The sequence below is a fragment of the Herbaspirillum rhizosphaerae genome (assembly GCF_046025915.1).
GTDB lineage: Bacteria > Pseudomonadota > Gammaproteobacteria > Burkholderiales > Burkholderiaceae_D > Herbaspirillum > Herbaspirillum rhizosphaerae_A.
Map to the genome: position 1 here is coordinate 109649 of NZ_JAQQFR010000014.1, position 24912 is coordinate 134560.

At 55.8% G+C, this 24912-nt stretch carries 23 protein-coding genes; 8 read left to right on the top strand and 15 right to left on the bottom strand.

From position 1 onward, the window contains the following. Positions 1-12 precede the first annotated feature (12 nt). Positions 13-1257, bottom strand: a complete 1245-nt coding sequence (locus PQR63_RS19880) for a molybdopterin molybdotransferase MoeA (protein WP_408169684.1) — start codon at positions 1255-1257, stop codon at positions 13-15. A 93-nt stretch (positions 1258-1350) separates the two neighbouring features. Further along, positions 1351-2754, bottom strand: coding sequence for an aminotransferase-like domain-containing protein (locus PQR63_RS19885; RefSeq protein WP_408169685.1), 1404 nt, complete (start codon positions 2752-2754; stop codon positions 1351-1353). 158 nt (positions 2755-2912) lie between these two features. On the opposite strand from PQR63_RS19885, the gene PQR63_RS19890 reads away from it, so the two are divergent. Together PQR63_RS19890 and PQR63_RS19895 are read left to right on the top strand one after the other, a co-directional pair. Next, positions 2913-4199, top strand: coding sequence for a hydroxymethylglutaryl-CoA reductase, degradative (locus PQR63_RS19890; RefSeq protein ID WP_408169686.1), 1287 nt, complete (start codon positions 2913-2915; stop codon positions 4197-4199). Between the two features lie 61 nt (positions 4200-4260). After that, entirely contained in the window at positions 4261-5481 is a 1221-nt protein-coding gene (locus PQR63_RS19895) for an ABC transporter substrate-binding protein (RefSeq protein ID WP_408169687.1), read from the top strand. 125 nt (positions 5482-5606) lie between these two features. Here the strand turns inward: PQR63_RS19895 and PQR63_RS19900 are convergent, their stop codons facing one another. The 3 genes from PQR63_RS19900 to PQR63_RS19910 all read right to left on the bottom strand — a co-directional run bounded on the left by PQR63_RS19900 (position 5607) and on the right by PQR63_RS19910 (position 7557). Beyond that, on the bottom strand, positions 5607-6254 hold the full coding sequence (locus PQR63_RS19900; RefSeq protein ID WP_408169688.1) for a LysE family translocator: 648 nt from the start codon (positions 6252-6254) through the stop codon (positions 5607-5609). A gap of 104 nt (positions 6255-6358) precedes the next feature. After that, entirely contained in the window at positions 6359-6802 is a 444-nt protein-coding gene (locus PQR63_RS19905) for a hypothetical protein (protein WP_408169689.1), read from the bottom strand. A 98-nt stretch (positions 6803-6900) separates the two neighbouring features. Further along, positions 6901-7557: a DsbA family oxidoreductase gene (locus tag PQR63_RS19910; protein WP_408169690.1), complete on the bottom strand. Its 657-nt coding sequence runs from the start codon at positions 7555-7557 to the stop codon at positions 6901-6903. 530 nt (positions 7558-8087) lie between these two features. Between PQR63_RS19910 and PQR63_RS19915 the strand changes: the two genes are divergently transcribed. Then, positions 8088-9716, top strand: a complete 1629-nt coding sequence (locus PQR63_RS19915) for a methyl-accepting chemotaxis protein (protein WP_408169691.1) — start codon at positions 8088-8090, stop codon at positions 9714-9716. A gap of 115 nt (positions 9717-9831) precedes the next feature. Here the strand turns inward: PQR63_RS19915 and PQR63_RS19920 are convergent, their stop codons facing one another. Beyond that, positions 9832-10605, bottom strand: coding sequence for a type 1 glutamine amidotransferase (locus tag PQR63_RS19920; protein ID WP_408169692.1), 774 nt, complete (start codon positions 10603-10605; stop codon positions 9832-9834). Positions 10606-10968: 363 nt separating this feature from the next. Here PQR63_RS19920 and PQR63_RS19925 point away from each other — a divergent pair, with 363 nt between their 5' ends. Beyond that, the gene (locus PQR63_RS19925; RefSeq protein WP_408169693.1) at positions 10969-11625 is read left to right on the top strand and encodes a TIGR02466 family protein; all 657 of its coding nucleotides are present in this window, start codon (positions 10969-10971) and stop codon (positions 11623-11625) included. A 131-nt stretch (positions 11626-11756) separates the two neighbouring features. Here the strand turns inward: PQR63_RS19925 and PQR63_RS19930 are convergent, their stop codons facing one another. The 7 genes from PQR63_RS19930 to PQR63_RS19960 form a co-directional block, all read right to left on the bottom strand. After that, positions 11757-12500 (bottom strand): SDR family NAD(P)-dependent oxidoreductase, encoded by a 744-nt coding sequence (locus PQR63_RS19930; RefSeq protein WP_408169718.1) that lies wholly within the window; start codon positions 12498-12500, stop codon positions 11757-11759. A gap of 120 nt (positions 12501-12620) precedes the next feature. Next, positions 12621-13673 (bottom strand): dienelactone hydrolase family protein, encoded by a 1053-nt coding sequence (locus PQR63_RS19935; RefSeq protein ID WP_408169694.1) that lies wholly within the window; start codon positions 13671-13673, stop codon positions 12621-12623. 99 nt (positions 13674-13772) lie between these two features. Then, positions 13773-14417: a LysE family translocator gene (locus tag PQR63_RS19940; protein ID WP_408169695.1), complete on the bottom strand. Its 645-nt coding sequence runs from the start codon at positions 14415-14417 to the stop codon at positions 13773-13775. A 74-nt stretch (positions 14418-14491) separates the two neighbouring features. Next, the gene (locus tag PQR63_RS19945) at positions 14492-15328 is read right to left on the bottom strand and encodes a TIGR02285 family protein (protein ID WP_408169696.1); all 837 of its coding nucleotides are present in this window, start codon (positions 15326-15328) and stop codon (positions 14492-14494) included. Between the two features lie 30 nt (positions 15329-15358). After that, a complete protein-coding gene (locus PQR63_RS19950; RefSeq protein WP_408169697.1) occupies positions 15359-16591 on the bottom strand; it encodes a GGDEF domain-containing protein in 1233 nt (410 codons plus the stop codon). Positions 16592-16742: 151 nt separating this feature from the next. Then, a complete protein-coding gene (locus PQR63_RS19955) occupies positions 16743-16868 on the bottom strand; it encodes a BBE domain-containing protein (RefSeq protein ID WP_408169698.1) in 126 nt (41 codons plus the stop codon). 252 nt (positions 16869-17120) lie between these two features. Further along, positions 17121-18035: a LysR family transcriptional regulator gene (locus tag PQR63_RS19960; protein WP_408169699.1), complete on the bottom strand. Its 915-nt coding sequence runs from the start codon at positions 18033-18035 to the stop codon at positions 17121-17123. A gap of 144 nt (positions 18036-18179) precedes the next feature. Here PQR63_RS19960 and leuC point away from each other — a divergent pair, with 144 nt between their 5' ends. The 3 genes from leuC to PQR63_RS19975 all read left to right on the top strand — a co-directional run bounded on the left by leuC (position 18180) and on the right by PQR63_RS19975 (position 21683). Then, positions 18180-19595: a 3-isopropylmalate dehydratase large subunit gene (gene leuC, locus PQR63_RS19965; protein WP_408169700.1), complete on the top strand. Its 1416-nt coding sequence runs from the start codon at positions 18180-18182 to the stop codon at positions 19593-19595. Between the two features lies 1 nt (position 19596). After that, the gene (gene leuD, locus PQR63_RS19970; RefSeq protein WP_408169719.1) at positions 19597-20286 is read left to right on the top strand and encodes a 3-isopropylmalate dehydratase small subunit; all 690 of its coding nucleotides are present in this window, start codon (positions 19597-19599) and stop codon (positions 20284-20286) included. 74 nt (positions 20287-20360) lie between these two features. Continuing rightward, complete coding sequence (locus PQR63_RS19975) at positions 20361-21683, top strand: 2-hydroxycarboxylate transporter family protein (protein ID WP_408169701.1); 1323 nt, start codon at positions 20361-20363, stop codon at positions 21681-21683. A gap of 64 nt (positions 21684-21747) precedes the next feature. On the opposite strand, the gene PQR63_RS19980 is transcribed toward PQR63_RS19975, so the two are convergent. Next, positions 21748-22230: a GNAT family N-acetyltransferase gene (locus PQR63_RS19980; protein ID WP_408169720.1), complete on the bottom strand. Its 483-nt coding sequence runs from the start codon at positions 22228-22230 to the stop codon at positions 21748-21750. Between the two features lie 361 nt (positions 22231-22591). Here PQR63_RS19980 and PQR63_RS19985 point away from each other — a divergent pair, with 361 nt between their 5' ends. Beyond that, positions 22592-23899 (top strand): MFS transporter, encoded by a 1308-nt coding sequence (locus PQR63_RS19985; RefSeq protein ID WP_408169702.1) that lies wholly within the window; start codon positions 22592-22594, stop codon positions 23897-23899. A gap of 56 nt (positions 23900-23955) precedes the next feature. Here the strand turns inward: PQR63_RS19985 and PQR63_RS19990 are convergent, their stop codons facing one another. Then, positions 23956-24858: a LysR family transcriptional regulator gene (locus PQR63_RS19990; protein WP_408169703.1), complete on the bottom strand. Its 903-nt coding sequence runs from the start codon at positions 24856-24858 to the stop codon at positions 23956-23958. Positions 24859-24912 lie beyond the last annotated feature (54 nt).

Genomic DNA, 24912 nt, shown 5'->3' on the forward strand with positions numbered 1-24912 from the left:
GGACTTGCCGGCTCAGTTAAGCAAGTGGTCGAATGGAATAAACCGCACAAGATCGCCCTCGGCGATGGTCTTGCCCGGTGCGTTGTCAATCAGACCGTCGCCCCATACCGTTGATGTCAACACACCCGAGCCCTGGTGCGGAAACAGATCAAGCCCGCCCTGATCGTTGAAACGGGCTCGCAGAAATTCCTGACGGCGGTCGGCTTTGGGCCAGTTGAAATCGGCACGCATGGTCAGCGCGCGCGGTGCGACGTTTTCCACGCCTTGCAGGCGCAGCAAAAACGGCCGTACAAAAATCAGGAAGGTAACGAAGGTCGACACAGGATTACCAGGCAAGCCAATGAAGAAGGCCTTGCCGCTTGCATCACTGCTACGATTGATTTCGCCGAAAGCCAGCGGCTTACCCGGCTTCATGGCGATCTGCCACATATTGAGACGGCCTTCCGCTTCGACAGCCGGCTTGACGTGGTCTTCTTCACCGACCGAGACACCGCCGCTGGTGATGATCAGATCGTGGCTGGCTGCTGCAGCGCGCAAGGTGTCACGCGTAGCTTGCAACTGATCCGGCACGATGCCGAAATCCTTGACGTCGCAGCCGAGGTTTTCCAACAAGCCACGCAGCAAAAAACGATTGGAGTTGTAAATCGCGCCGGGCTTCAACGCTTCGCCCGGCATCGTCAGCTCATCGCCGGTAAAGAACACCGCCACACGCAGCTTGCGCACTACCGGCAACGTAGCCAATCCGACTGAAGCAACCAGACCCAGCTCTTGCGGACGCAAGCGTACACCGGACGGCAGGATGGTGCTGGCGGATCGGATGTCTTCACCGATGGTGCGAATCCAGTCGCCCGCTTCCGGCACATGACGAACGATCACGTGATCGCCATCGGCATCTTTACTGAACTCGCAAGCCTCCTGCATGACGATGGCGTCAGCGCCTTCCGGCACCATTGCGCCAGTGAAGATGCGCGCTGCCGTGCCAGGCTCCAGCGCGGTGCCGACGTGACCTGCGGGAATACGTTGCGATACCCGCAAACGCGTTTCACCGCTGGCACACTCGGCCGCGCGTACGGCGTAGCCATCCATCTGCGAATTGTCCATGCCCGGCACGTTGATCTGCGACACCTGCGGCGCCGCCAAAACGCGGCCGTTGGCTTCCAGCGTGGGGACGATTTCCGTGTCGGTCAGCGGGACGGCGGACTTGGAAAGAAACTTGGTCGCTTCCGCGACACTGAGCAGAGGTGGCTTGACTAGCATAGAAAGAAAATGGATTGCCTCGAAAAGGCCTCCATTCTAGTGCAAACCGAGGCTTGGAGCTGACTATACGATCAGCCCTGCACTAGTCCACTTCTAGCGCAGCAACCCCTGCATCGCTGCCGCAAAACGCGGATCGCCAAGCAAACCGACGTTGTAGCGCGACCAGCGAGATTGCACTTCGGTATCGATGTGAAATATGCTGCCCGGTGCAGTGACGATATTCTGCCGCATCAGCGCCTGCGCCAGCGTCTTGGAATCCGGGAAACCCGGCATTGCCGCCCAGACATACATCGATTGTGCCGGTGCGCAAAACAGTTCTGCGCCCAGCTGATCAAGCAGACGACGTGCGTTCTCGGTGGCCTGCGTCAGGCGATCGCGCAGACGGGCTGCGTGACGGTTGTAATGTCCCTCGCTGAGAATGACATCGAGCGTGCGTTCGCAATACTCGGAACTGCTCACGTGAATCAGCATCTTGATGTCGGCAAGATCACTGGCCAGATCGCGGTGGCAGGCAAGAAAACCGACGCGCAAAGCCGCCGATACCGACTTCGAAAAGCTGCCGACATAAATCGTGCGCCGCAGTTGATCCAGCGTAGCAATACGCGGCGCGGCGTTGGGCTTGAAGTCGGCGAAGGTGTCGTTCTCGACGATGATGGCGTTGTAGCGGTCGGCCAGTTGCAGGATCTTGTGCGCCTTGTGCGGCGAGGTGTCGGAGCCGGTTGGGTTGTGTGCCAGCGTCTGGGTGAAGAACAGGCAAGGTTTGCCGATTTTCAACTCCCGCTCCAACGCTTCCAGATCGGGACCGTCGGCCAGACGCGGGATACCGATGATGCGCGCGCCACTCAGCTTCAGCTTGCCGAATAGCATGTAATAGCCCGGCTCATCGACCAGCACGCGGTCGCCCGGTTTGACGAAATTGCGGATCACGATATCCAGCGCCTGATTGGCGCCATGGGTCAGCACGATCTGGCTGGCCGACGCTTCGATACCGTGATTGGCGAGCCGATGTACAAGGTGCTGGCGCAATGGCTGGTAACCGAAACGGCTGCCGTAGCCGAACAAGGCGCCGAGACCGGTGCGCACCACCTTCTGATGAAATTTATCCAGCCGCACTTCGCTCAGCCAATCCACCGGCGGAAAGCCGTCTCCCAGACGCAGATGTTCAGGATCACTCTTCAATTGTTCACGCATGAGCCAGACCACATCCATAGCCCGGCTCAATGAAGTGGCCTCGTCGTCTTCCTTGATGGCCGGCGCCGCTGCGCAAACGAAGAACCCGGAACCTCGCCGCGGCTCCACCACACCGAGTGCGGTCAGATAATCGAACGCGTTGACGATGGTGTTCTTGGCGCAGTCATGCGTCCTGGCCATGTCACGGATTGATGGCAAGCGGCTGCCGGGTGCATAGACACCATCGCGGATCTGGCGCTGTATCAGTTGAACCAGTTGCCGTGTAAGGGTCAGGGGCGCGGCGGCTTCGGGGGATTTGGTCGGCATGGCGGTTCCGGATGATGTTGCATCGCAGGAGAAGTGTCTTGGGTACAGTTGCAGTACTGTTCGTCAAAAGTGTACCAAATATATTGGGTACAGCCTGCTATTCTTGCCTCATTCCATTCCGGCCAACGCCGGATATAACATCGAGACTAAGGCCCGCCATGACCGTCGATTCCCGACTCCCGCAATTCCGTTCACTCACACCACAGCAACGCCTGGCGCAAATTGCCGAACGCGCCAGCCTCAGCGCCGATGAAGCCGCCTTGCTCGGCAATCCGAGCGCGCTGTCGCTGGATGTCGCCAACGGCATGATCGAAAACGTGGTCGGCACCTTTCAGCTGCCGATGGGCGTGGCCGGTTATTTTCAACTCAATGGTAAGGATGTACTCGTGCCGATGGCGGTGGAAGAACCGTCCGTGGTCGCAGCAGCGTCCTTCATGGCCAAGCTGATCCGCGATTGCGGCGGCTTCCATACCTCCAGCAGCGAACCGCTGATGCGCGCCCAGGTACAAGTCATCGGCGTGACCGATCCCTACGGCGCGCGACTGGCGATTCTGAAGGATCGCCAGACCATCATCAATATCGCCAACAGCCGCGACCAGTTACTGATCAGTCTGGGCGGCGGTTGCAAGGACATCGAAGTCCACGTCTTCCCTGACACACCGCGCGGCGCAATGGTGATCGTGCATCTGATCGTCGATGTGCGCGACGCGATGGGTGCCAACACCGTCAACACCATGGCTGAAGCGGTTGCCGGCCATATTGAGCAAATCACCGGCGGCAAGGTGCGCCTGCGCATCCTATCCAACCTCGCCGACCTGCGCCTGGCGCGTGCCCATGTGCGCGTCTCGCCGGAAGCATTGACCACCGCCGACTACGACGGCGTTGACGTGATCAATCGCATTGTCGATGCCTACACCTTCGCGGCTGTCGACCCTTACCGCGCCGCCACGCACAACAAGGGCATCATGAACGGCATCGATCCTGTCATCGTCGCCACCGGCAACGACTGGCGCGCGGTCGAGGCAGGCGCCCACGCCTATGCTGCACGCAACGGCCATTACACCTCGCTCAGCACCTGGGAAATCGGCAACGACGGCCATCTGGTCGGCACACTGGAAATCCCGATGCCGGTCGGTCTGGTCGGCGGCGCCACCAAGACGCATCCGCTGGCTCGCCTGGCACTCAAGATCATGGATGTGAAGTCGGCGCAAGAACTGGCTGAAATCGCCGTCGCCGTCGGTCTCGCCCAAAACATGGCTGCCCTGCGCGCCCTCGCCACTGAAGGCATCCAGCGCGGCCACATGGCCCTGCATGCGCGCAACATTGCGCTGGCAGCCGGCGCAACGGCGGATGAAATGGATTGGGTGGTACAGCAGATGGTTGCCGCCAAAGACGTGCGCGTCGATTTTGCAATTAAGCTGCTAAGCCAGCGACGTGAAAAATAAGACTCACCCGCAGTACAAAAAAGATCGCTTCATCAGAAAGCATCGATAACCAGGAGACAACATGCAAGCACAATTCAAACTGAATACCCTCGCCCGTCTGATCGCAGCGTCCGCGCTTTGCTTCGCTGGCGCCGCGCAGGCGCAGGTGTCGGACGACGCTGTCCGCATCGGCTTCATCACCGACATGTCCGGCCCCTATGCCGACACGGACGGCGCCGGCGGCCTCGAGGCGATCCGCATGGCAGTAGCCGACTTCGGCGGCAAGGTGCTGGGCAAGCCGATCGAAGTGCTGTCCGCCGACCACCTGAACAAGGCCGACATCGCCGCCACCAAGGCGCGTGAATGGGCCGACCAGCGCGGCCTCGACATGCTGATCGGCGGCGTCAATTCCGCCACCGCGCTGGCGACCAACAAGGTGATGGCGGAAAAGAAACGCGTCTACATCAACATCGGCGCCGGCTCGGCACGCCTGACCAATGAAGAGTGCACGCCCTACACCGTGCACTATGAATACGACACCGTGGCTCTGGCCAAGGGCACCGGCAAGGCGGTCGTCAAGCAAGGCGGCAAATCATGGTTCTTCCTGGAGGCTGACTACGCATTCGGTCATGCGCTGGCCAGCGATACCGGCGCCGTGGTCAAAGCCAACGGCGGCACCGTAGTGGGCTCGGTGAAGCATCCGCTGTTCGCCTCCGACATGTCGTCCTTCCTGCTGCAAGCGCAGGGTTCCAAGGCGCAGATCCTGGGCCTGGCCAACGCCGGCGACGACACCGTCAATGCGATCAAGGCGGCCAAGGAATTTGGCGTCACCAAGACCATGAAGCTGGTGGGCCTCTTGATGGTGATCAACGACATCCACGCACTCGGCCTGAACAACGCCGAGGGATTGATGATGACCGACAGCTGGTACTGGGACAAGGACGAAGCATCGCGCCAGTTCGCCAATCGTTTCTTCCTGAAGATGAAGAAGATGCCGAGCACGCACCAGGCGGCAGCCTACTCCGCCACCACCACATATCTGAAAGCAGTCGCCGCCATCAAGACCGATGATTCGACCAAGGTCATGGCCGAGCTGAAGAAGATGAAGATCGATGACTTCTACAACAAGGGCTACATCCGCGCCGACGGCCGCAACATCCACGACATGTACCTGTATCAGGTCAAGTCGCCGGCAGAATCGAAGAAGCCTTGGGATTATCTGAAGCTGGTGGAAACCATTCCCGGCGAGCAGGCATTTACTACCGTCGCCGAATCGAAGTGCAGTTTGCTGAAACCGCAGTAATCAAAAAATCTCCTGCAGTACCTGAAGTTGTTGTGGTGTGAACCGGCCGGCATTTGAACAATGCCGCCGGTTCTTTTTTTATGTGCGTCAGCTTTTAAGGCAAGCCACTAGGAGTCATTTTTAGCTCAGTTACCGCTGCGACGATAAAACGCCATCGTGCCTGCCAGCGCCAGCAGAATCGCGCCGCAAGAGCGATCCAGCCACAGGACTGCGCGCTGACGCAGCAAACTGACCGCACGCGCACCGATGATGGCGTAACCCAGCATCACGCTGAAATCCAGCCCGGCAAACACCAGACTGATCGCTGCATACTGCGGCCATTGCGGCTCGGCGGCATTGATGAATTGCGGCAGCAGCGCTGAACAAAACAGATATCCCTTGGGATTGGTCACCGCGACCAGAAACGACTTGGCAAAAATTCGCGACGGCGCCACATCCTCCGACTCGACCATCGCGCGCGAAAGATCCAGCCCGCCCTTGGAGCGCAGCATGCGAATCCCCAGCCAGGTCAGATACGCCACGCCTATCCATTTCACCACCGAAAACCAGAACTCGGAGGCCGCCAGCACCGCACCCAAACCGAGCGCAACCGAACCTACCAGCACAAAGTCCGACGACACAGCGCCCAGCATGCCCGGCAATGAGCGACGTACGCCATAGCGTGCGCCATTGGCCAGTGCCAACAATACAGTCGGGCCTGGTGTGGCGATCGTTACCAGCGCCACCAAAGCAAACAGAGCGAGGGTCGTGAAGTTGAGTGTGTGTGCAAGCATGAATAATCCCAAATCATTAAGTTGAACCGCGCGTATCCGATATCTATCGAAATCCGAACGGTCTCAGTCGTAAAACTTCATTCCGGCACAAGGTGCTTCAGCATCTAGTGCTTGCGAAGAATCGCTTTCAGAAAAAGCTTGAGATCCTTCTCCAGATCCACGCCAAAATCTTGTCTGGCCACGCCTCGGAATACCAGCGGCTCCAGCATTGTGTCGCTGTCATCAACGGTTCGCACGGCACCGCCCAAGGCGTCAAATTTGATGGAATAAATATAGTCCGGATTCGTCGCGAGATCGGGATTGTCCACATAGCGCCGGACGCGGAAACTCAAACTCAAGGATTCCGGCTTTTGACTGTCTTCCCTCAACTCATCAGCCCACCACCTCGCAGCCTCCAATTCACCTTTCAGGGAAGCGACCATTGTCTTGACCGCATCAATGGCTCTGGAGGTGATGATGTCAAAATCCTCCAGCGCCTGTCTGGCGTCGTCCTCGGCCGCTTGTTTCTCCAGCGCTATCTCGCGTAGTGCGTCGTCAAGTATTCCCATGGATCATCTTTCATTTCATCGAAGAGCGAATGGTAGCCGACAAGCACACGCACTTCACAAAAAACTTGCCTGCCGCTGCGAATGCCCGCCCACGATAATCACTCCCGGTCTTCGCCGGCAAGGATCGCCCGCAGTTGCTCCTCAAACACTTCCGGCGGCTGACCTCCCGAGATCAGATAGCGATCGTTCACCACGACTGCCGGCACACTGCTGATGCCGCGTTGCGCCCACAACGCCTCTTCTGCCTTCACGTCCTGCGCAAAACGATCGGATGCCAGTATGTCGCCCGCCTCTGCACCATCCAGGCCGGCGTCCTTGGCAAGCTGTACCAGCACATCCCTGTCCGCGATGTTTTTGCCATCGGTGAAATAGGCTTTAAGCAGAAGCAATTTAAGCTCCGCCTGGACATTCTTCTCTTTTGCCCAAGTCAGCAGGCGATGACCGTCAAAGGTGTTGTACACGCGGCTGTCATCGTCGCGATTCATTGTGAAGCCGACCGCAGCCGCCCTCGCCCGGATCTGCTCCCGGTTGACGCGAGCCTGATCGGCAGTGATGCCGTATTTTTCGGTGATGTAGTCAAGATGAATCTCGCCCGTCGCAGACAAGTTGGGATTCAGTTCGAAGGGATGGATGGTGAAGTCAACGCGCGCCGCGGAACCGATACGTTCGAGCGCAGTGTTAAGACCGGCCAGGCCGATAGCACACCACGGGCACACAACGTCGGAAACAAAATCGATCTTCAGAGCTTTATTCATGGTCAATACCTCATGACATGGCACCTGTCTTCAGGTGCCGTTAATAGATGAGGATATTGTAAGTCCGATGCGCGAATGGCATCTGGCAGTGGATCGGGATGTCAGCTCCTCGCTGATAACGGACACTGAATTGAATCTGCGTCTGTCCGGTTGCGGACATCCAATTAATAATTCCAGGAAGCCTCTTTGGTGTTGCTGCATGTTCCGTGCAACAGTTAATTACCAAACCGTCAATGCTTGTGTATTTTTTCTGAAAAGATACCTCGGACGCCAACTAAAGAATGCTAATCTGGTAACCGACAATTACATCAATAACGTACAAAAATTCAATGTCGTTGCGTTAGGAAAGCTGCCAGGCTAAGACGGTATTCCAACAACGTTGCCATTATCAGATCGACAAGTCGAACCGTTCATTCAGAGGTATTTCAATATCGCGTCAGGGTAAAGAAAACCGGGACGGATCGGGGACGGCGCTTGCCAAGGGCCGGAATATAAACATCATCTAGATCACCTCTCCTTCCGAGGGAAACATGAAACTCTCACAGCTGAAAATCTCTACGCGCCTGGCAATCGGATTTACGTTGGTCTGTGCGTTGCTTATTACCGTCACACTACTCGGTATCATCCAGATGGCGCAGCAGAAACAGCGCATGGAGGAGATCACGAAAATCAATAACGTTGAAGCCAGCGAAGCTTCATCGATGTACCTCTCCATTACCGAGCGAGCGCTGGCTTTGCGCAACATGATTCTACTAGGCGACAATCCACAGGAAATCGACGGCGAAATGAAACGCATCGATACGCAAGCGCAAAAATATGCAGCATCCGAGAAGAAACTGGGAGCCATGCTCAAAAGGGAAAGCTCCACGAGTGCGGAAGAACTCAAGCTGTTCGACACCATTGCGGCAACCTCCACGGCCGCCAACGTGCATATCAAAAAGGCAAGCGAACTGATTCTGGCCGGCAAGCGGGACGAGGCATACTCGTTGCTGCGCAACGAATTCCGGCCGATCCAGCGGAAATGGTGGGAGCAGCTCAACAACTTCATCGTCCTGGAAAACAAACAGAATGAAGAAGCCTCGAACAATGCAGATGCGGCCTACGCAAATGCGCGTTTCATGATGCTGCTGTTTGGCGGGCTTGCGCTGGTCGTCAGCATCATGGCAGCTTATCTGATCACGCGCAGCGTAGTGAACCAGCTCGGCGGAGAGCCAGCCTACGCGAACCAGATTGCGACCCGGATCGCGCACGGCGATCTGACCGTCAATATTGACACCAAGCCGAGCGATCAGGATAGCCTGCTCTTCTCAATGAAGAGCATGCGCGACGCTCTGGCGCAAATCGTCGGCCAAGTGCGCGCTGGAACCGATACGATTGCGACAGCGTCCAGCCAGATTGCCAAAGGCAATCTTGACTTGTCATCGCGGACGGAGCAACAGGCAAGTTCGCTGGAGGAGACGGCTTCGTCAATGGAGGAACTGGCGTCGACGGTAAAACAAAACTCCGGCAGCGCAATCCAGGCTCACGAACTGGCGGTGTCGGCGTCGGACATCGCGACCAAGGCCGGCGAAGTCGTGCAACAAGTCATCAACACAATGAGTGTGATCAACGATTCATCGCACAAGATTGTCGAGATTATTTCGGTCATTGACGGAATTGCGTTTCAGACCAATATCCTCGCACTGAATGCTGCCGTGGAAGCGGCACGTGCCGGTGAACAAGGGCGCGGTTTTGCCGTTGTCGCCTCCGAGGTGCGCAACCTGGCGCAACGCAGCGCAACTGCAGCAAGAGAAATCAAGGTGCTGATCAGCGACTCTGTGAAACAAGTCGATATCGGACGTTCTCTGGTTGAGCAGGCCGGCACAACGATGGACGAGGTCGTCGGCAGTGTCAGGAAGGTCAATGGCATGGTCGCAGAAATTTCGCAATCCAGCCGTCAGCAAAGCGATGGCATCGAACAAATCAACGACGCCGTTGCGCAAATGGACAACGTCACTCAGCAAAATGCTGCGCTGGTCGAGCAAGCCGCCGCAGCAGCACAATCCTTGCAAGAACAGGCGGCGAAGTTGTCGAGTCTGGTTGGCATCTTCAAACTGGGAACCTTGCCTATGCTGAAGAACAGCATCGATATCACGCCAGGGCGTCTGGAGCTTGCCTGACCGAGCGGATAAATACTGAAGGTGAAGCGGTTGTTCATGGATTCTTATGAATAGCCGCTTTCATTCGGCAAGACCAGCATTTCATCAGCGTGAACCGGCGTTACGGATTACTTGTTCAGGCATATGAAGAAGCGAGATTAGAAGCGGGACTAGAAGCGGGATTAGAAGCGGAATTCAGTGCAACAAAGGCTGGTCTGTCCAATTGCCGGGTCCAGGCCCGATAAGTTTGATCCGATATCGTGTGCAATGCATCGATGCGATCATGCAATTCTTTCAGAATTCTCGTCTCGCTTTGAACTGCCGGCCCATGCGCCCGGAGCAGTTCGGCTCGACCGGCTGCACACCAATTTTTGACGCTTTCCTCGGTGACTTCCAAATGACCTTGAAATGCCCAGTGACGGCCACGGATGAACCCTTTGTTCAGGCAATGACTGCCGTACATCGTGCGGATGGCGCCAACTGGAATTTCAAACGTATCGTAATGCCAGTTGAAGATCGTCGCCTGTCTTGGCAGCCCCATCAACTGTTGTGCATGTGGCGTGATCCAGATCTGGCTCCAGCCGATATTGGGACAGATATTGCGGGAGACTTTCGCTCCCATGGCGCGCGCAAGCATCTGCGCGCCAAAACAATGTCCGAGAACTGGAACATCACGTCTGATGGCATCTTGCAGCAACGCCCGCTCGTCCTCGATCCACGGCAAAATTTCATTGACGCAGTGATCGCTCCCCAACACGACAATCCCGCTAAATTTGCTGGCATCGACGGGCGCCTTTCCATCCGACATCGGAGAAATGAGTCGGTACGGAATGCCGTTTTCATCCAAGTGATCGCGCAGTACGCCCGGTCCTTGCGTTGATTCGTGTTGAAGAATCGCGATTGGTCTCATAAAGTCAGGGCTTGCATCAACAAGCCCGTAGTGATGGAGACCTCAATGTAGAATCTTCAATATAAAAACCGGATTCTATTTGATGTGATTTACGTAAAAAATGCGTAAAAATTCCACTATCCGCCCCTCTCCAAAACAAGTGACTGCCACGTTCTCTGAGTGACCTAGCCCGAAGTAACTAGTCCAGCTATGGCCGGTGGTTTGATCCAGATGGTGGTGTCGGCCCCATCTCAGTAAATCGACATGGCCGAGCGCAAGTTGAGTAAAAAACTGTAAAGAAGGATGATTGTGTCAGCTTGCTGAAAGGTGATGTTGTACCCTCTCATCGATGCAGAAAAGAGAGCATCCGCGAGTTAGGGCACGATGAACATTCCATTACACATTGATCCAAATCACATTGAGATCCATCGCCTGTTTGCTACGCCTCTTGCGACTGTAGAGGTTCCGGTCGTGTCTGGATTCAATGAGGAGCTATCCGATTACATCCTTGTACGACAGACGAATGAAACTTCAGAACAGCACAGCAATGTCGGTGGTTGGCAGTCGTCTCCTGACTTGGGTAATTGCGATAGTCCGGCAGTAAAATCGCTTATTGATTTCAGCCGATCGTTTGTGGATAAGCTCACCGTGCTCAACTCCGTGCACGGACTGACAGAAGTCACTCATAGCTGGAAAATTGAAGGCTGGGCGAACGTCAATTTTCCTGGTTGCGCAAATGCGCTCCATGCTCATCCTGGTGCATTTTGGTCCGTTGTTTACTGGGTAGATGATGGGCATGATTCTTTAGGAAAAGACAACGGAGGGAAACTTGAGTTTTATGATCCAAGAGGAATACTTCCAGCCATGTATTCTCCAGCTCTTCGCTTCCGCATAGAGGGATGCCTGAATGCCGGATATACACAGACAATTACTCCTATCACCGGCCATTTAGTAGCTTTTCCATCTTGGCTGCAGCATTCAGTGAGCACCTATCTGGGCACCCGTCCTCGCATTTCTATAGCCTTGAATTTCTCGGTCTAGCAGCGACTCTGCTGCTACGATTTGCGTAATGGCGGCTGCCTCACTACGCTGTCGAGTTGCGCGTGGGCTTGCCCCTGGTTTGCAAGAGTGATGCGTTTATCTGGTGGGCCAGTCTGAGCTGCAAATGCACATTACGTAAGATTCAATCCACCATCCGAGAGCAGAATTTCTCCCGTAACATAATCTGATGCGACCAGGAATGCGACAACCTGCGCAATGTCCTCCGGACTAGCGGCGCGACGCATCGGCGCCCGTTCCTTCCAAAGTTGCTGCGCCTGCGTCCAGGTCGCCGTAAGAGGTGTATCCACCAGGCCAGGCGCGACAGCATTTACCCGGATGTCCGGTGCCAGCGAAAGCGCGAGCAAGCGTGTCATATGGTTTAACGCAGCCTTCGTTGCGGCGTAAGGAATGGAAGCTCCCTTTGGTCGAACGCCGGCGTGTGAGCTGACGTTTACGATACATCCAGGCCGTCCGCGTGCAGCAGCGTCACGGAGCGCGGATTCCGCTTCCGCGGCCAGGCGAAACGGTGCAATGACATTGACCTCATGCAGCTCTTGCCAGATAGCTGGTGTGGCCGCAGCGAGATCCTCGTGGGGAATTACGCGACTGATTCCAGCGTTGTTGACCAGAACATCAAGTCGGCCCCATGCCGCAACCGCTTCGCGGACGAGCCTCACTCTGTCCGCATCATCGGACAGATCGGCTTGCACATAGACTGCCGAGCCAAGCTCACGCGCGAACGCATGTCCCGCTTCGGCAGAACTGCGCGAATGCAAGACGATTGAGAATCCTTCCATGGAGAGTCTGCGAGCGATGGCAGCGCCGATACCTGAAGTGGAGCCGGTGATAAGCGCAACAGGAGACGAATTTTTCATGGGAGTGATATCAAGAGTCATGGTTTCTCATCATTGAGCGGATGCTCCAATTGCGGACGCTGAGCAAATGGTAGCAACTGGTCGGTTGCGGATATATTGGCATACCAAAGGTTACGGACGTCATGGGCCGCTATCGAATACAGATTTGAGAAATGCGGCGACATCAAGCGGCGATTGCTCGCGCCCCAGCGCATCGCCGCCGAGCATCACTCCATAGCTCAGACAGCGCTTGGATTCTGCCGTAGCCTCAGCCCCCGACAGAATTTGCTCATCTTTGCGCATCGTGAATTTGTTTGTATCCAGATCATAGGACCCATGGCATTCGCGCGCGCTTGTCGCTGACTTGACGACATGCAGTCGTGTCGGTCTGTCAAATCCATGATAGGCGTCGGGATAAGTCTTCAGCGTGACCTGCGCACCTTGCTTGCGTAAATCGTTGGCGTACTCCGCACATGGTGCTGCCGGCGTGTAATTGTCCTTGCCGCCAAGCAGCATCAGTATCGGAGCCCCATCCAGATGTGCCGATGTGTAATGTATGCCGCATCCGGGATAGAAGGCTATATGTGCAGCAAAGTGCAGATCTTCTTCGATCACGGCGCGGCGAAACGGCTCCAGCGCGGAATAAAGCGCTGCAATCCCGCCGCGCGAGAAACCCATCACGCTGATTTTCTTTTTGTCGATACGTGGATCGGCCGCAAGCAAGCGTAGCGCAAAGTAGGCATCCGCCATACCCGCCGCCATCGACAGCTGAGTTTGGTCAGCTTCGGTATTGGTGACGCCTCGGCCTGTAAAGCTGTCGACGACAAAGCTGGCAAATCCCATCGAGTTCAAGCGTTGCGCCCAGACCATTTCGCCTGGATTAACACCACTGCTTCCGTGCAGGATGACCACCGCCGGAACGGTGGAAGTCATCGCGCCAGGAAACGTCAAGCGCCCTGTGATCGATGCCTTATTGTCGACAGTACGCTCTACAAAATCCTTGATGCGCTTAGGCGTGACAGACTCAAAGGCAATGGTGCTGCCGCGGCCATCGTCGGGAGGAGGTACTGGCATTATTGAAGTCGCGCGTGCACTTCCGATGCTGACCATGCACACGACAATGGCAGCGAGGATTTTATAAATACTTATGTGTTTGTAATGGTATGGGCATATCAATTTCGGCTCCTGTTTCACTCTCTGCGCAACACTCTCTTCGACTCACCAACCAGTAATGATCTGCACACTATGAGCATACGGTATCGAAAACGAGATCATTTCCCCGAATCAGGAACACTAACCCCGGCCACCTGGCGCTCGGTTAAAGACAAGATAGCCCGCAATACCCAGCATGGCGATACCAAGAAGGCTGTCCTGAAGGCGCAAGAACCATAAATTCTTGCTGAGCCAGACGCGAATTTTCGACGCGCCATAGGCAAAACATGTGCCGTTCAAAAGACCCAGGATTTTTGAACTTACGGCCAAAATCAGCATTTGTTGCCAGATCGGTCCAATCCCCGGATCCACAAATTGCGGCAGGAATGCTACGAGGAAGATAAAGACTTTCGGGTTCAGCAAGTTGGTGAAGAAACCTTGCCAAAATACGCCTCGAGCACCGTCAGTGCTGGCCGTTCCGATGGTTTCCGTTCCTTGAATGGAGCGCTTTAAGGCGCGTAACCCCAAGTAGGCCAAGTAGAGTGCTCCGACGATTTTTACCAATTCGAACAGCATGGGCGACTCTTGAAAGATTCCCGCAAGCCCGAACACGACCAACGGAATCTGAATGATCCCGGCAGCAAATGTACCCATCACGCTCAACCAGGCAGCCTTGAATCCTTGCGTCATGCCTCGCGTCAACGTCAGCGCCATATCAGGGCCGGGTGTCAGATTGAGCGCCAGGCTGGCGGTAATGTAGAGCGCAAACAAATGAAGTGAAGGCATGGCGACGTCGCTGGTGAGTTGATCTGATTGGATGAATCGGCCTCGTAATTGTCCAACTTTTCTTCGCCACATGTTTATGGCGTTTTGAGAAACACCGTATCGTAGATTTTACGGATTTCAGCCACTGATTCAGGATCGTGCCATCTTTCGACAATCCGACGGTAGTAGGCCTGCCCACGATTGGCAATCAGTACCTTGTTGACCTGCTCTACGACTTTGCGTCCCCATTCATTCTTTGAACACATGACCCGGTTGAAGACGACTTCGTCTGCTTCCTGCATGGGAATGGCAATGAGTTCTCCCGGATGGCCCATCACACGCGCCTGATCGAATGCCAGCAGCGGCAATTCAACCATGAAGTCGATGCGCCCTGCCAACAGCATGCCGATGGCTTCGACTTGCTCGGAATAGTTTTCTCTCGGTGGATAGGCAGCCAGCAATTTGTCCACGGTCGGACTATAGGAACGATCGCGCATCACCGAGGTGATGAACTGATAATTCTGCAGCAAGGCCTGCAGTGATTGTCGCCCCTTGAACTCACTCAGGCGATCTCGTCGCACGATAATCCGGAGCGGGAGAAAAATCGAAGTGGGCAGAGAAAAATAGCCATATGCTTCACGTTCCGGTGTTTTCAACGTCCCGTTATAGCACCAGTGACTGCCCTTTTTGATCTCGCTATTAATACGAGGAAACGGCGCCTCCAGCTCCACATGCTGATACTGCGGCATCTTTTTTTTGAGGACATCGAGAGTCTGATCAAAAATACCTTGATGCGCCCACTCCCCTGTTCGAATCATGTAGGGCGGCACGTTATATTTTCCCCACACAATCTGGTCGGCTGCCATCGCAACCGAACATGAAGCGCTCATCAGCAAGGTGACCAAAACGTAACGCAGAACTCTATACAACATCGCCTACTTTCTTCAATGATGGCGGAAGAACTATTCCGCGACCAGGACCTGATTGCGTCCCGCAAGTTTTGCACGATACAGAGCGGCATCGGCGGCCTGCAGCAGCATGTTGAGATCACCGTTGTGCTGGGATGGCATACAACTCGCCACGCCGACGCTCACGGTGATGCGCCCGAAATCCGACAGCGCGTGAGGCATGTCCAGAGAAAAAATGGCGTTGCGCATTTTATGCACAAGACCCAGTCCCGATTCGCCGTCGGTGTCCGGGGCGATCAACGCGAACTCTTCTCCACCATAACGCGCCACGGTGTCACCCGCTCTGCCGACAGTCTGTTGCAGGGTGCTGGCAACCCGGCGCAATACTTCGTCACCGGCGATGTGCCCATATTTGTCGTTGTAGTTTTTGAACCAGTCCACATCGAATAAAGCGACCGTCAACGGTGTGCCGTTGCGGGCGCAACGTCGCCACTCCTGATCCAGGTTCTGATCAAAACAGCGACGATTGGGAATGCCCGTCAGCGCGTCAGTCAGGCTGAGCAACTTGAGTTGATCGTTGGCTTGCGCCAGATCGTGGGTTCGCTCGGCGATGCGCAGCTCGAGCGACTTGTTCAAAGCGCGTAGCGACTCTTTCTCTTGTTGCAACTCGTCATAGAGCGCCCGGTTTTGCCCCATGTGTTTTCTCAGGCTCGCCAACATGGCATTGATGGCATCGGCGAGAAAATGCAACTCATGCTGCTTGTTACCAGGCAGCGCAATGCTTTGCTGCGTATCGAGCCGATTCAGATCCTGCTCTCGCACGAAGGAACTGAGTTTGGTGATCGGGGTACCCAGCCAGCGCTGAAACACGTAGAGGAAAATGAACCACAGCACCAAGGTCTTGATGATGGAGTTGATCAGAATGAGCGTGAACCCGTAGGCCACTTTTTTGACCACGACGTGACGGCTGGAGTACACAGTCCATGAGCCGATATCGTGGATGAGGTTATGTTCGTCACGATAGAGAATAGGAAAGCGATGGCCGGTTGCAGCATTCAGAAAACCTGTCGCCACCGGGCTGCGGACGCCATTATCATCGACATGGATCTGTTTGCCGTCGCCGTCATAAATATTGCCAAGGGCGAGTACCAAACGTCCTTGAGCATCTTCTATCTTGACGCCGGTCACGACTGGCAGGTTACTGATCCCGATCAGAGTGGCTTTCTGCACATCCCCCTGAAAGCGCCATGTCGAGCTGGCCAGACTGGCGCCAAACGTCATATCCATGGCCATTAATTCATTGTCGATGCCCGTTTTGGTGTGCTGGTAATCGGCAGTCAGTTGGACGCAAGTCACAATGAGCGTCACTACAAAGTAACTGCCAAAAATGATCCGTAGCAAATGTACTGCCAAAGAATGCTTTGATACAAAACTCATATTAAGAAGACGGTATGCTTTGCGCGAAGGAAAACAAGTTGGCGGGATCGTATTTGTTTTTCATACGCATCAATCGTGCCAGAGTATCTGCATAGCAACTTTTCACCCAATGCAGGCACCGCGGCACGTAATTCGAAGCACGTATTTATTCCCCTGGTGAAGTTTATTCTTTCTGCACACGTGGAATGATCCCGTCTGGCGAAAAAAATTCTATCCGTCCCCATTATTGAGGTTTTTCTGCCTCACTTAACCAACAAACTGAACCCTTTCTTGGAGCTTATTTATTGTCACAGCCATTTTTATGAATATTGCCAAAATTCAACACAGCATTCACTGCATTCTTCTTTCGGCCTGGCGACAACAATACAAAGCAAAACATCTACCTGCCCTTATTTGCCCAGGCAGCCTGCGTAGCAAACCACGTCGTCAAAAAATCAATGAACGCACTGACCTTCGCAGAAAGATGTGCGCGCTCCGGATAGACCGCAAAGATGTCGGCGCCCGGCAACGTCCATTCGCTTAATACCTGCACCAGTTTTCCGCTCTTGATGTAAGGATGAACATCCCATTCGGAGCGCATCAGAATGCCATGGCCTTCCAGCGCCCACACCACTCCTGCTTCGCCGTCGTTGGTGCTAAGGCTGCCTCTGACTTTGATGGTCTCCTGCTTGCTGCCGCGCGCGAGATGCCAGGTGCCGTAGGCGGCGTCGCTTTCGCGCAAGACAATGCACTGGTGTGTTTGCAAGTCCCTGGGCACCGCAGGCGTGCCGGCTCTTTTAAGGTAAGCCGGTGAGGCGCAGAGCAATCTTTTGTTTGCGACGATTTTCCTGGCGACCATTCTGGAGTCCGGCACGGTGCCGAACCAGATACCAATGTCGAATGCCTTGTCGGCCAGATTGATGGATCGATCGGTGAGTTCAAGTTGCACTTCCACTTCCGGAAAGCGCCGCACGAATGCCGCGATTGCCGGCGTAATGTGCCGCCGGCCAAACCCGAAGGTGGCATTGACGCGCAACACGCCTTTGGGGACGCCACGGCTACTGGAAACCGTCTGTTCCAGTTCTTGCAGTTCTGCAAGCAACTTGGCGCCGGTTGCCAGATACACCTCGCCCTCATGCGTGACGCTGATGCGCCTCGTGGTGCGATTAAGCAGCCTGACACCGAGACGCTTTTCTATCTGCGCCAGCCGCGACGTCACTGCCGGTGGTGTGACGCCCAGCTCTCTGGCCAGCGAAGCCAGGGATCCCTGCTTCACCAGCTGTATAAAAAACTCCAGATCAGATATGCGGTCCATTATTAAACTCAGCTAAACAATAGATGTAGTGAATATGAATTATAAATAGCCACAGAATTATTACACTTCCTCCTCATGCAGTGCGCAAAAGTTTTGGCGCTGCTCAAAACATGCACGCACAAAAGCATCCGAGGAGGAAAAAACATGGCGAAGACGCTATATCAAAAACTGGTGGAGTCACATACGGTGAAACGGCTCGATGAGCAAAACGTGCTGCTCTATGCAGACCTGCACATCATGAACGAATACACCAGCCCGCAAGCATTCGCGGGGCTGCATGAGGCGGGACGTCCGGTGGCCGTACCCGGGCAGCACTTGTCCGTGGTGGATCACATCATCCCGACACATCCGGTGAGTTTTCGGATCATTCAGGATCCGTCGTCCGCGCTGCAAGCCACCAATCTCGCCAAGAACTGTACCGAGCACGGCATCGTGCTGTTTGATACCAACGATGCCTTGCAAGGGATTGAACACGTCATCACGCCGGAACTGGGCATGATCCGCCCGGGCATGGTGGTGCTGTGCGGCGACAGTCACACCACGACTTATGGCGCATTTGGCGCGCTCGGCTTTGGCATCGGCACATCGGAAGTCGAACACGTATTGGCGACGCAGACACTGGTGTACCGGCTGGCCAAGGACATGCGTATTCGCGTGAATGGCGTGCTGCCCCTTGGCTCCAGCGCCAAGGATCTGATCATGTATGTCATCAGTTGCATTGGTGCGCAAGGCGCCCGTGGTTACGTCGTGGAATTTCAGGGAAGCGCCATTGACGCCTTGTCGATGGAAGCGCGCATGACTTTGTGCAACATGACCGTGGAAGCCGGTGCGCGCGGAGCGTTGATCGCTCCCGATGACGCCGCCACCGACTACGTTCTGGAACGCGCACCGGACATTGCCACCCAATACAAAGAAGCCGCGCTGGCGGAGTGGGCCACGCTGCATAGCGACCGCGAGGCCACATTCGACATCGAACACGTATTCGATGCAAGTGAGGTTGCACCCTACGTCACCTGGGGAACCAGCCCCGACCAGGCTGTACCGGTGACAGGAAAAATCCCCTCGCCCGCATCCGCACCAGATGCCACGGTACGTGCCGCCTCCGAGCAGGCGCTGCGCTATACCGGCCTGCAAAGCGGTACGAACATGGAAGGCATAGCCGTGCAGAGAGTATTCATCGGCTCATGCACCAACGCCCGCATCGAAGACCTGCGTGTCGTGGCGGGAATTGTCAAGGGACGCAAAGTCGCCTCCTCCGTGCGCGCCATGGTGGTGCCGGGTTCCGGCGCCGTACGCAGACAGGCGGAACGTGAAGGCATCGCTCAGATACTCATCGACAGCGGCTTTGAGTGGAGACAGCCGGGATGCTCCATGTGCCTGGCCATGAATGACGACTTCCTGCTGCCGGGTGAACGCTGCGCTTCCACCACCAACAGAAACTTTGAAGGACGGCAAGGACGCGGCGGCATCACGCATTTGATGAGTCCGGCCATGGCGGCCGCGGCGGCCATTACCGGCTGCATCACAGACGTCCGCAAATTAGGAGAAACCCATGTCTGATATGACCAGCACGAGCAGGATCGCTGATACTACCCGCGTCGAAGGCATCGCCGCATTCCTGCCCACGCCAAATCTGGATACCGACCAGATCATGCCCAAACAATTCTTGCGCGGCATCGACAAAAAGGGCCTGGACAAAGGCTTGCTGTATGACCTGCGCTATGACGCCGACAATCAGCTGCGCCCCGGTTTCGTTCTCAACCAACCGGCTTACAAAGACGCTTCGATCCTCGTCGCCGGCAGCAATTTCGGCTGTGGCTCGAGTCGCGAACACGCGGTATGGGGATTGCAGCAATTCGGCATCCGCGCGGTCATTGCCCCAAGTTTCGGTGAGATCTTTTATAGCAACGCGATGAATAACCGATTGCTGCTGGTGATGCTTCCGGAGGCCGAGGTGCAACGCATCATGGAAGACGTCTCCAATCCGCTGACCAGCAACGTGCTGATCGACGTCAGCAATATGACCGTCAAGAGCCACAGCGTGGAAGCATCATTCACCTTGTCGGCCCGCCATCACCACATGTTTCTCGAAGGCCTCGACATCATCGGCGCGACCTTGTCGCTGCAAGACAAGATCAACGCATTTCAGGAGCAGCACTGGCAACAGCGCCCTTGGCTGCACAACATCGCTCACGTCACCAGGGCACGGATCAATGCGACTTCGCCCGCCAAACCCCTGGGTAACAGCTAGCACTATTTCTTGAATCAAGCGGCAGCTGCCCCTACAAAAGAAAAGAGGCTGCCCTTCCCTATAAGGAGACAAACATGGAAGCAACTTCAATCGACTCGCGGGACATCCGGCAAGGCGTATGGCAATCAATCAACAGCTATAAAATCGGCCCGCTGCCGCTACCGATTTATATCGCCATTGCGGCAATCACCATCATCGCCGCGCTGAACAAAAAACTGCCCAATGACATCATCGGCGGCTTTGCCGTCCTCATGCTTGCGGGATTTCTGCTGGGCGAAATCGGCAGCCGGCTTCCCGTCTTCAAGCACATTGGCGGCGCAGCGATCCTGTGCCTCTTTGTGCCGTCTGCGCTCATCGGCTTCAAGCTGATGGATCCGGAGATGCTCAAGGCCATCACCACCACCATGAAGACGGCTAACCTGCAATACCTCTACATCGCCTGCCTGGTTGCCGGCAGCATTCTGGGCATGAGCCACAAGGTGTTGGTGCAGGGCTTCATGCGCATGTTTCTTCCGCTGCTGATCGGCTCCATCGCCGCCATTGCGGTGGGGATCTCCGTCGGCTGGTTGTTTGGTTACACGCCCAAACACACCTTCTTCTTCATCATCATTCCGATCTTCGGCGGCGGTATCGGCGAAGGTATTTTGCCGCTCTCCATCGGTTATTCAGAAATCCTTGGCAGGCCTCAAGCCGAGTTGATTGCGATGCTGGTTCCTGCCGCGCTGCTAGGTAATGTTGTGGCGATTCTGTCGAGTGGCGTGCTGCGCTGGATCGGCGACAAGAAGCCGCATCTGAATGGCAACGGCTACCTCGTCAAGTCAGGAGAAGATGTCGACCTGCTCAAGACCGATCACACCAACGTGCCGATCGACCTGGGCCTGATGGGCGCGGGTCTGCTGGTCAGCTGTGCCTTCTTCATCCTCGGCGCGGTGCTGTCGGAATACACCGGCATTCCCGGCCCTATCCTGATGATCATCAGTGCGGCATTGCTGAAAGTATTCAAGCTGATTCCAGAGAAGATCGAACTGGGCGCCTACCAGATGTACAAATTCGTTTCGAGCAATCTGACGTTTGCCATCCTGGTTGGTCTGGGGGCGCTATTCGTATCGTGGAAGGATCTGGTTCACGCCTTCACGCCAGGCTACTTTGCGGTCTGTGCCGCGACCGTCATCTCGCTGGTGGCGTCCGGCTTCTTCGCCGGCAAATGGCTCAACATGTATCCGGTGGAAGCGGGCATTGTGACGGCCTGCCACAGCGGATTGGGCGGAACCGGCGACGTCGCGATTCTGTCCGCCTCCAACCGGATGGGCCTGATGCCCTTCGCGCAGATATCCACGCGTATCGGCGGCGCCGTCATGATTGTGTGCGCCACGCTGCTGCTGAAGTTGTTCAACTAACCTTATATAAAGCGCATGGCTGCTTCAGGATGATCCTTGAAACAGCCATGCGCTTTGTCGGTCTTCAGAGTAATTTTCGATAGACGACAAAACCCGACTTCTCAGCAACTTTGTCGTACAGCTTCATCGCGGTGACATTGGTCTCATGCGTCTGCCAATAAACCCTGCCGCTGCCTGCCGTCTTTGCCCTCGCATAGACTTCTTCGATCAACTTGCGTGCGACGCCCCTCCCTCTGGAAGACTCTGCGGTAAACAGATCCTGCATATAGCAGTTGGGGCCAATCTGCGTCGTGCTGCGATGGAACAGAAAATGCGCCAGTCCGATCAATTGCCCCGCGTGTTCCGCCACGATCGCATGTACCGGTTCATACGCATCAAAAAAACGTGACCACGTCATTGCAGTGATCTCATCGGCCAACGCCGTCTCGCCATGGCGTCCGTAGAAGGCGTTGTAACCCTGCCATAACACCTGCCAGGCCGCAAAGTCCTCCTTGCGTAGTGATCGGATATGGATGGGATCGCCTTTCACGAGCGGAGTAGCTGTCATTTTTCGCTTTCTGGATGAGATGGTCTGCATTGGCCTGCGTCGGCCTGTTGGCTGGTTCGGACTGAACCGTATCGTACAAGGTATTCCCCAACGGCATGCGGCACGGAACGATAAGACGCGTTGATCATCTTGCGCCGTCACTGCGGCACGGCGTCCGGTCTCTTGCGCGTCGGGAATGATAGCAAACCCCGCTCAGCCGTATTCGTAAAACAGCCCTGAATATCATCGATTCTGGAGATTTTCAAACCTCTGAACCAAAAACATATTTTGGTTTGAACCTGATAGTAGCCGCTGTATTGAACCCCGTGGATCAGTGAAACTACGGGCGCTCAGTCACTACTAATAACTATCGGAGATAAATTTGAATCCCACCACCAATGATGCCGCTGGCTACCATGCCGGCGCAGCCGACTCCGTCTACGCCAGAATAGCGTTGCGCTTCCTCCCGCTCTTGTTCGCCTGCTACGTCATGGCGTATCTCGACCGCGTCAATGTCGGCTTTGCAAAGCTGCAAATGCTCAATGACCTGCAATTGAGCGAGACCGTCTACGGGCTCGGTGCCGGGGTCTTCTTTCTTGGCTATTTCATTTTTGAAGTCCCCAGCAACCTGCTGCTGCACAAGATCGGCGCGCGGCGCTGGATCGCACGCATCATGATCACGTGGTCGATATTGTCGATGTGCACGGCGTGGGTGTCGACGCCGCTGCAGCTCTACGTGGTGCGTTTCCTTCTGGGAATTGCAGAGGCCGGATTCTATCCCGGCATGCTGCTCTATCTCACCTACTGGTTTCCAGCACATCGCCGCGGCCGCATGGTGGCATTGCTGACTGCGGGAAATCCCGTTTCCGGCATGCTGGGCGGCCCTTTGTCAGGATTTCTGATGACCTCCATGGCGGGGGTGGGAGGCATGTATGGCTGGCAGTGGCTGTTCATTCTCGAAGCACTGCCGGGCATCTTGTTAGGCATCGTGGTCTTTCGTCATTTGAATGACCGCGTTGCAGATGCCGGATGGCTGAGCGCAGAAGAACGCGCAATGGTCCAGCGTGACATCGACATGGACAACACTTCCAGAACGCATGCCTCGATAGGCGCGACATTCAAATCCGGACGTGTGTGGCTGCTGGCGCTGATCTTGTTCTGCATCATCATGGGATCCTACGCGCTGAGCTTCTGGCAACCGACCATCATCAAAGGGACCGGCATCACCAATCCAACCCTGATCGGCATCTTGACCATCATCCCTTACACCGCAGCGCTGTTGAGCATGATCCTGATGGGACGCAGCGCAGACAAGCATCGCGAGCGGCGCTGGCACGTCATTGTTCCGGCACTCTTTGCGGCATGTGGCTTCGTGGTTTGTGCCAACACAGCACATAGCGCCGTGTTGTCGGTCGTCGGTCTGACCATGGTGGCCATGGGCGTAGTCAGCGCGCTGCCCATGTTCTGGGCGCTGCCGACCTCGTTTCTGGGAGGTGCAGGAGCGGCAGCCGGGATTGCCTTGATCAATTCAACGGCCAATCTGGCCGGCTTCATCAGCCCGACAGTCATCGGCGCACTCAAGAGCATGACCGGAACACTATCCTCGGGCTTGTATCTGGTGGCAGGCACGCTGACGCTGGCGGCGTTGCTGATCTGGGCCTTCATCCCTGCCCGCCTGGTGAATCGCTGACGCAGACCGAACCAGGCGCCTGCAGGTCGACGGATGATCCGGCGGCCTGCAGGCGCCTATCTGCGCGCGATGCGCGGCTTGTTGCCGTGGCCTCGGAATACCGTTTCGGCATGTTCAAGAAACAGCCGGGCAAGATGGGAATGCGGACTCTGCACGCCCCAGATAAATCCTATGCGCCGCACCGGTGCCTTGCTCGGCAGCGGTACGCGTGCAATCGAGAGACCGCCGGACCATAACGCCGACCAGTCCGGCAGCAACGAAACACCAAGCCCATGGTCAATCATCACCGCGATGGACATCAGGCCATTGATTTCGAGACGTTGATGCGGACGTATACCGTGGTCGCGCAAGTATCGGTCAGCCAGCTGCCCGCCCCAGACGGTGCGGTCATAGCGAATAAAGGGTTGATTGCGAAGCAGTTCGTGAGGATCGGCGTCGGCCAGATCGACAGGCGCGACCACCACCAACGGCTCATCCATCAGCGGTCGCCATTCGCACGTTTTGGGGATGGCGAATTGGGGTTCGACAACCACGGCGGCATCGAGCTCTCCCGAGGCCACCATGCGACACAGTTCGACCGATGCATTGGATACCACCGACACCGACAAGTCTGGATGCTCGGCATAGAGCTTTCGCAACACAGGAGGAAGAACGGTCGTCAATGCCGACACGAAGGTGCCAAGTCTCAATTCGCCAACCGGCAATTCCTTCGTCGCCATGGCGCGCAGGTCACGCTCTTCGCGCAACATGCTGCGGGCGCTGTCGAGAATGTTCAGACCGGCCGCCGTCGGCTTGACGGAGCGCCCGGAGCGTTTGACGAGCGGTGTGCCCAGCTCCTCCTCCAAGGCACGCACGCGCGCAGCCAGCGCTGCCGAAGTCAGATCCAGACGCCTGGCGGCCTCGGCGATCGAGCCGCACTCGACGGTGGTGACGAAACTTTGAATGTAGCGGATATCCATTCGCAGATAGTAAAAAATATTTTCTTTTTAAGCAAGCAATACCAAATTGTTTTT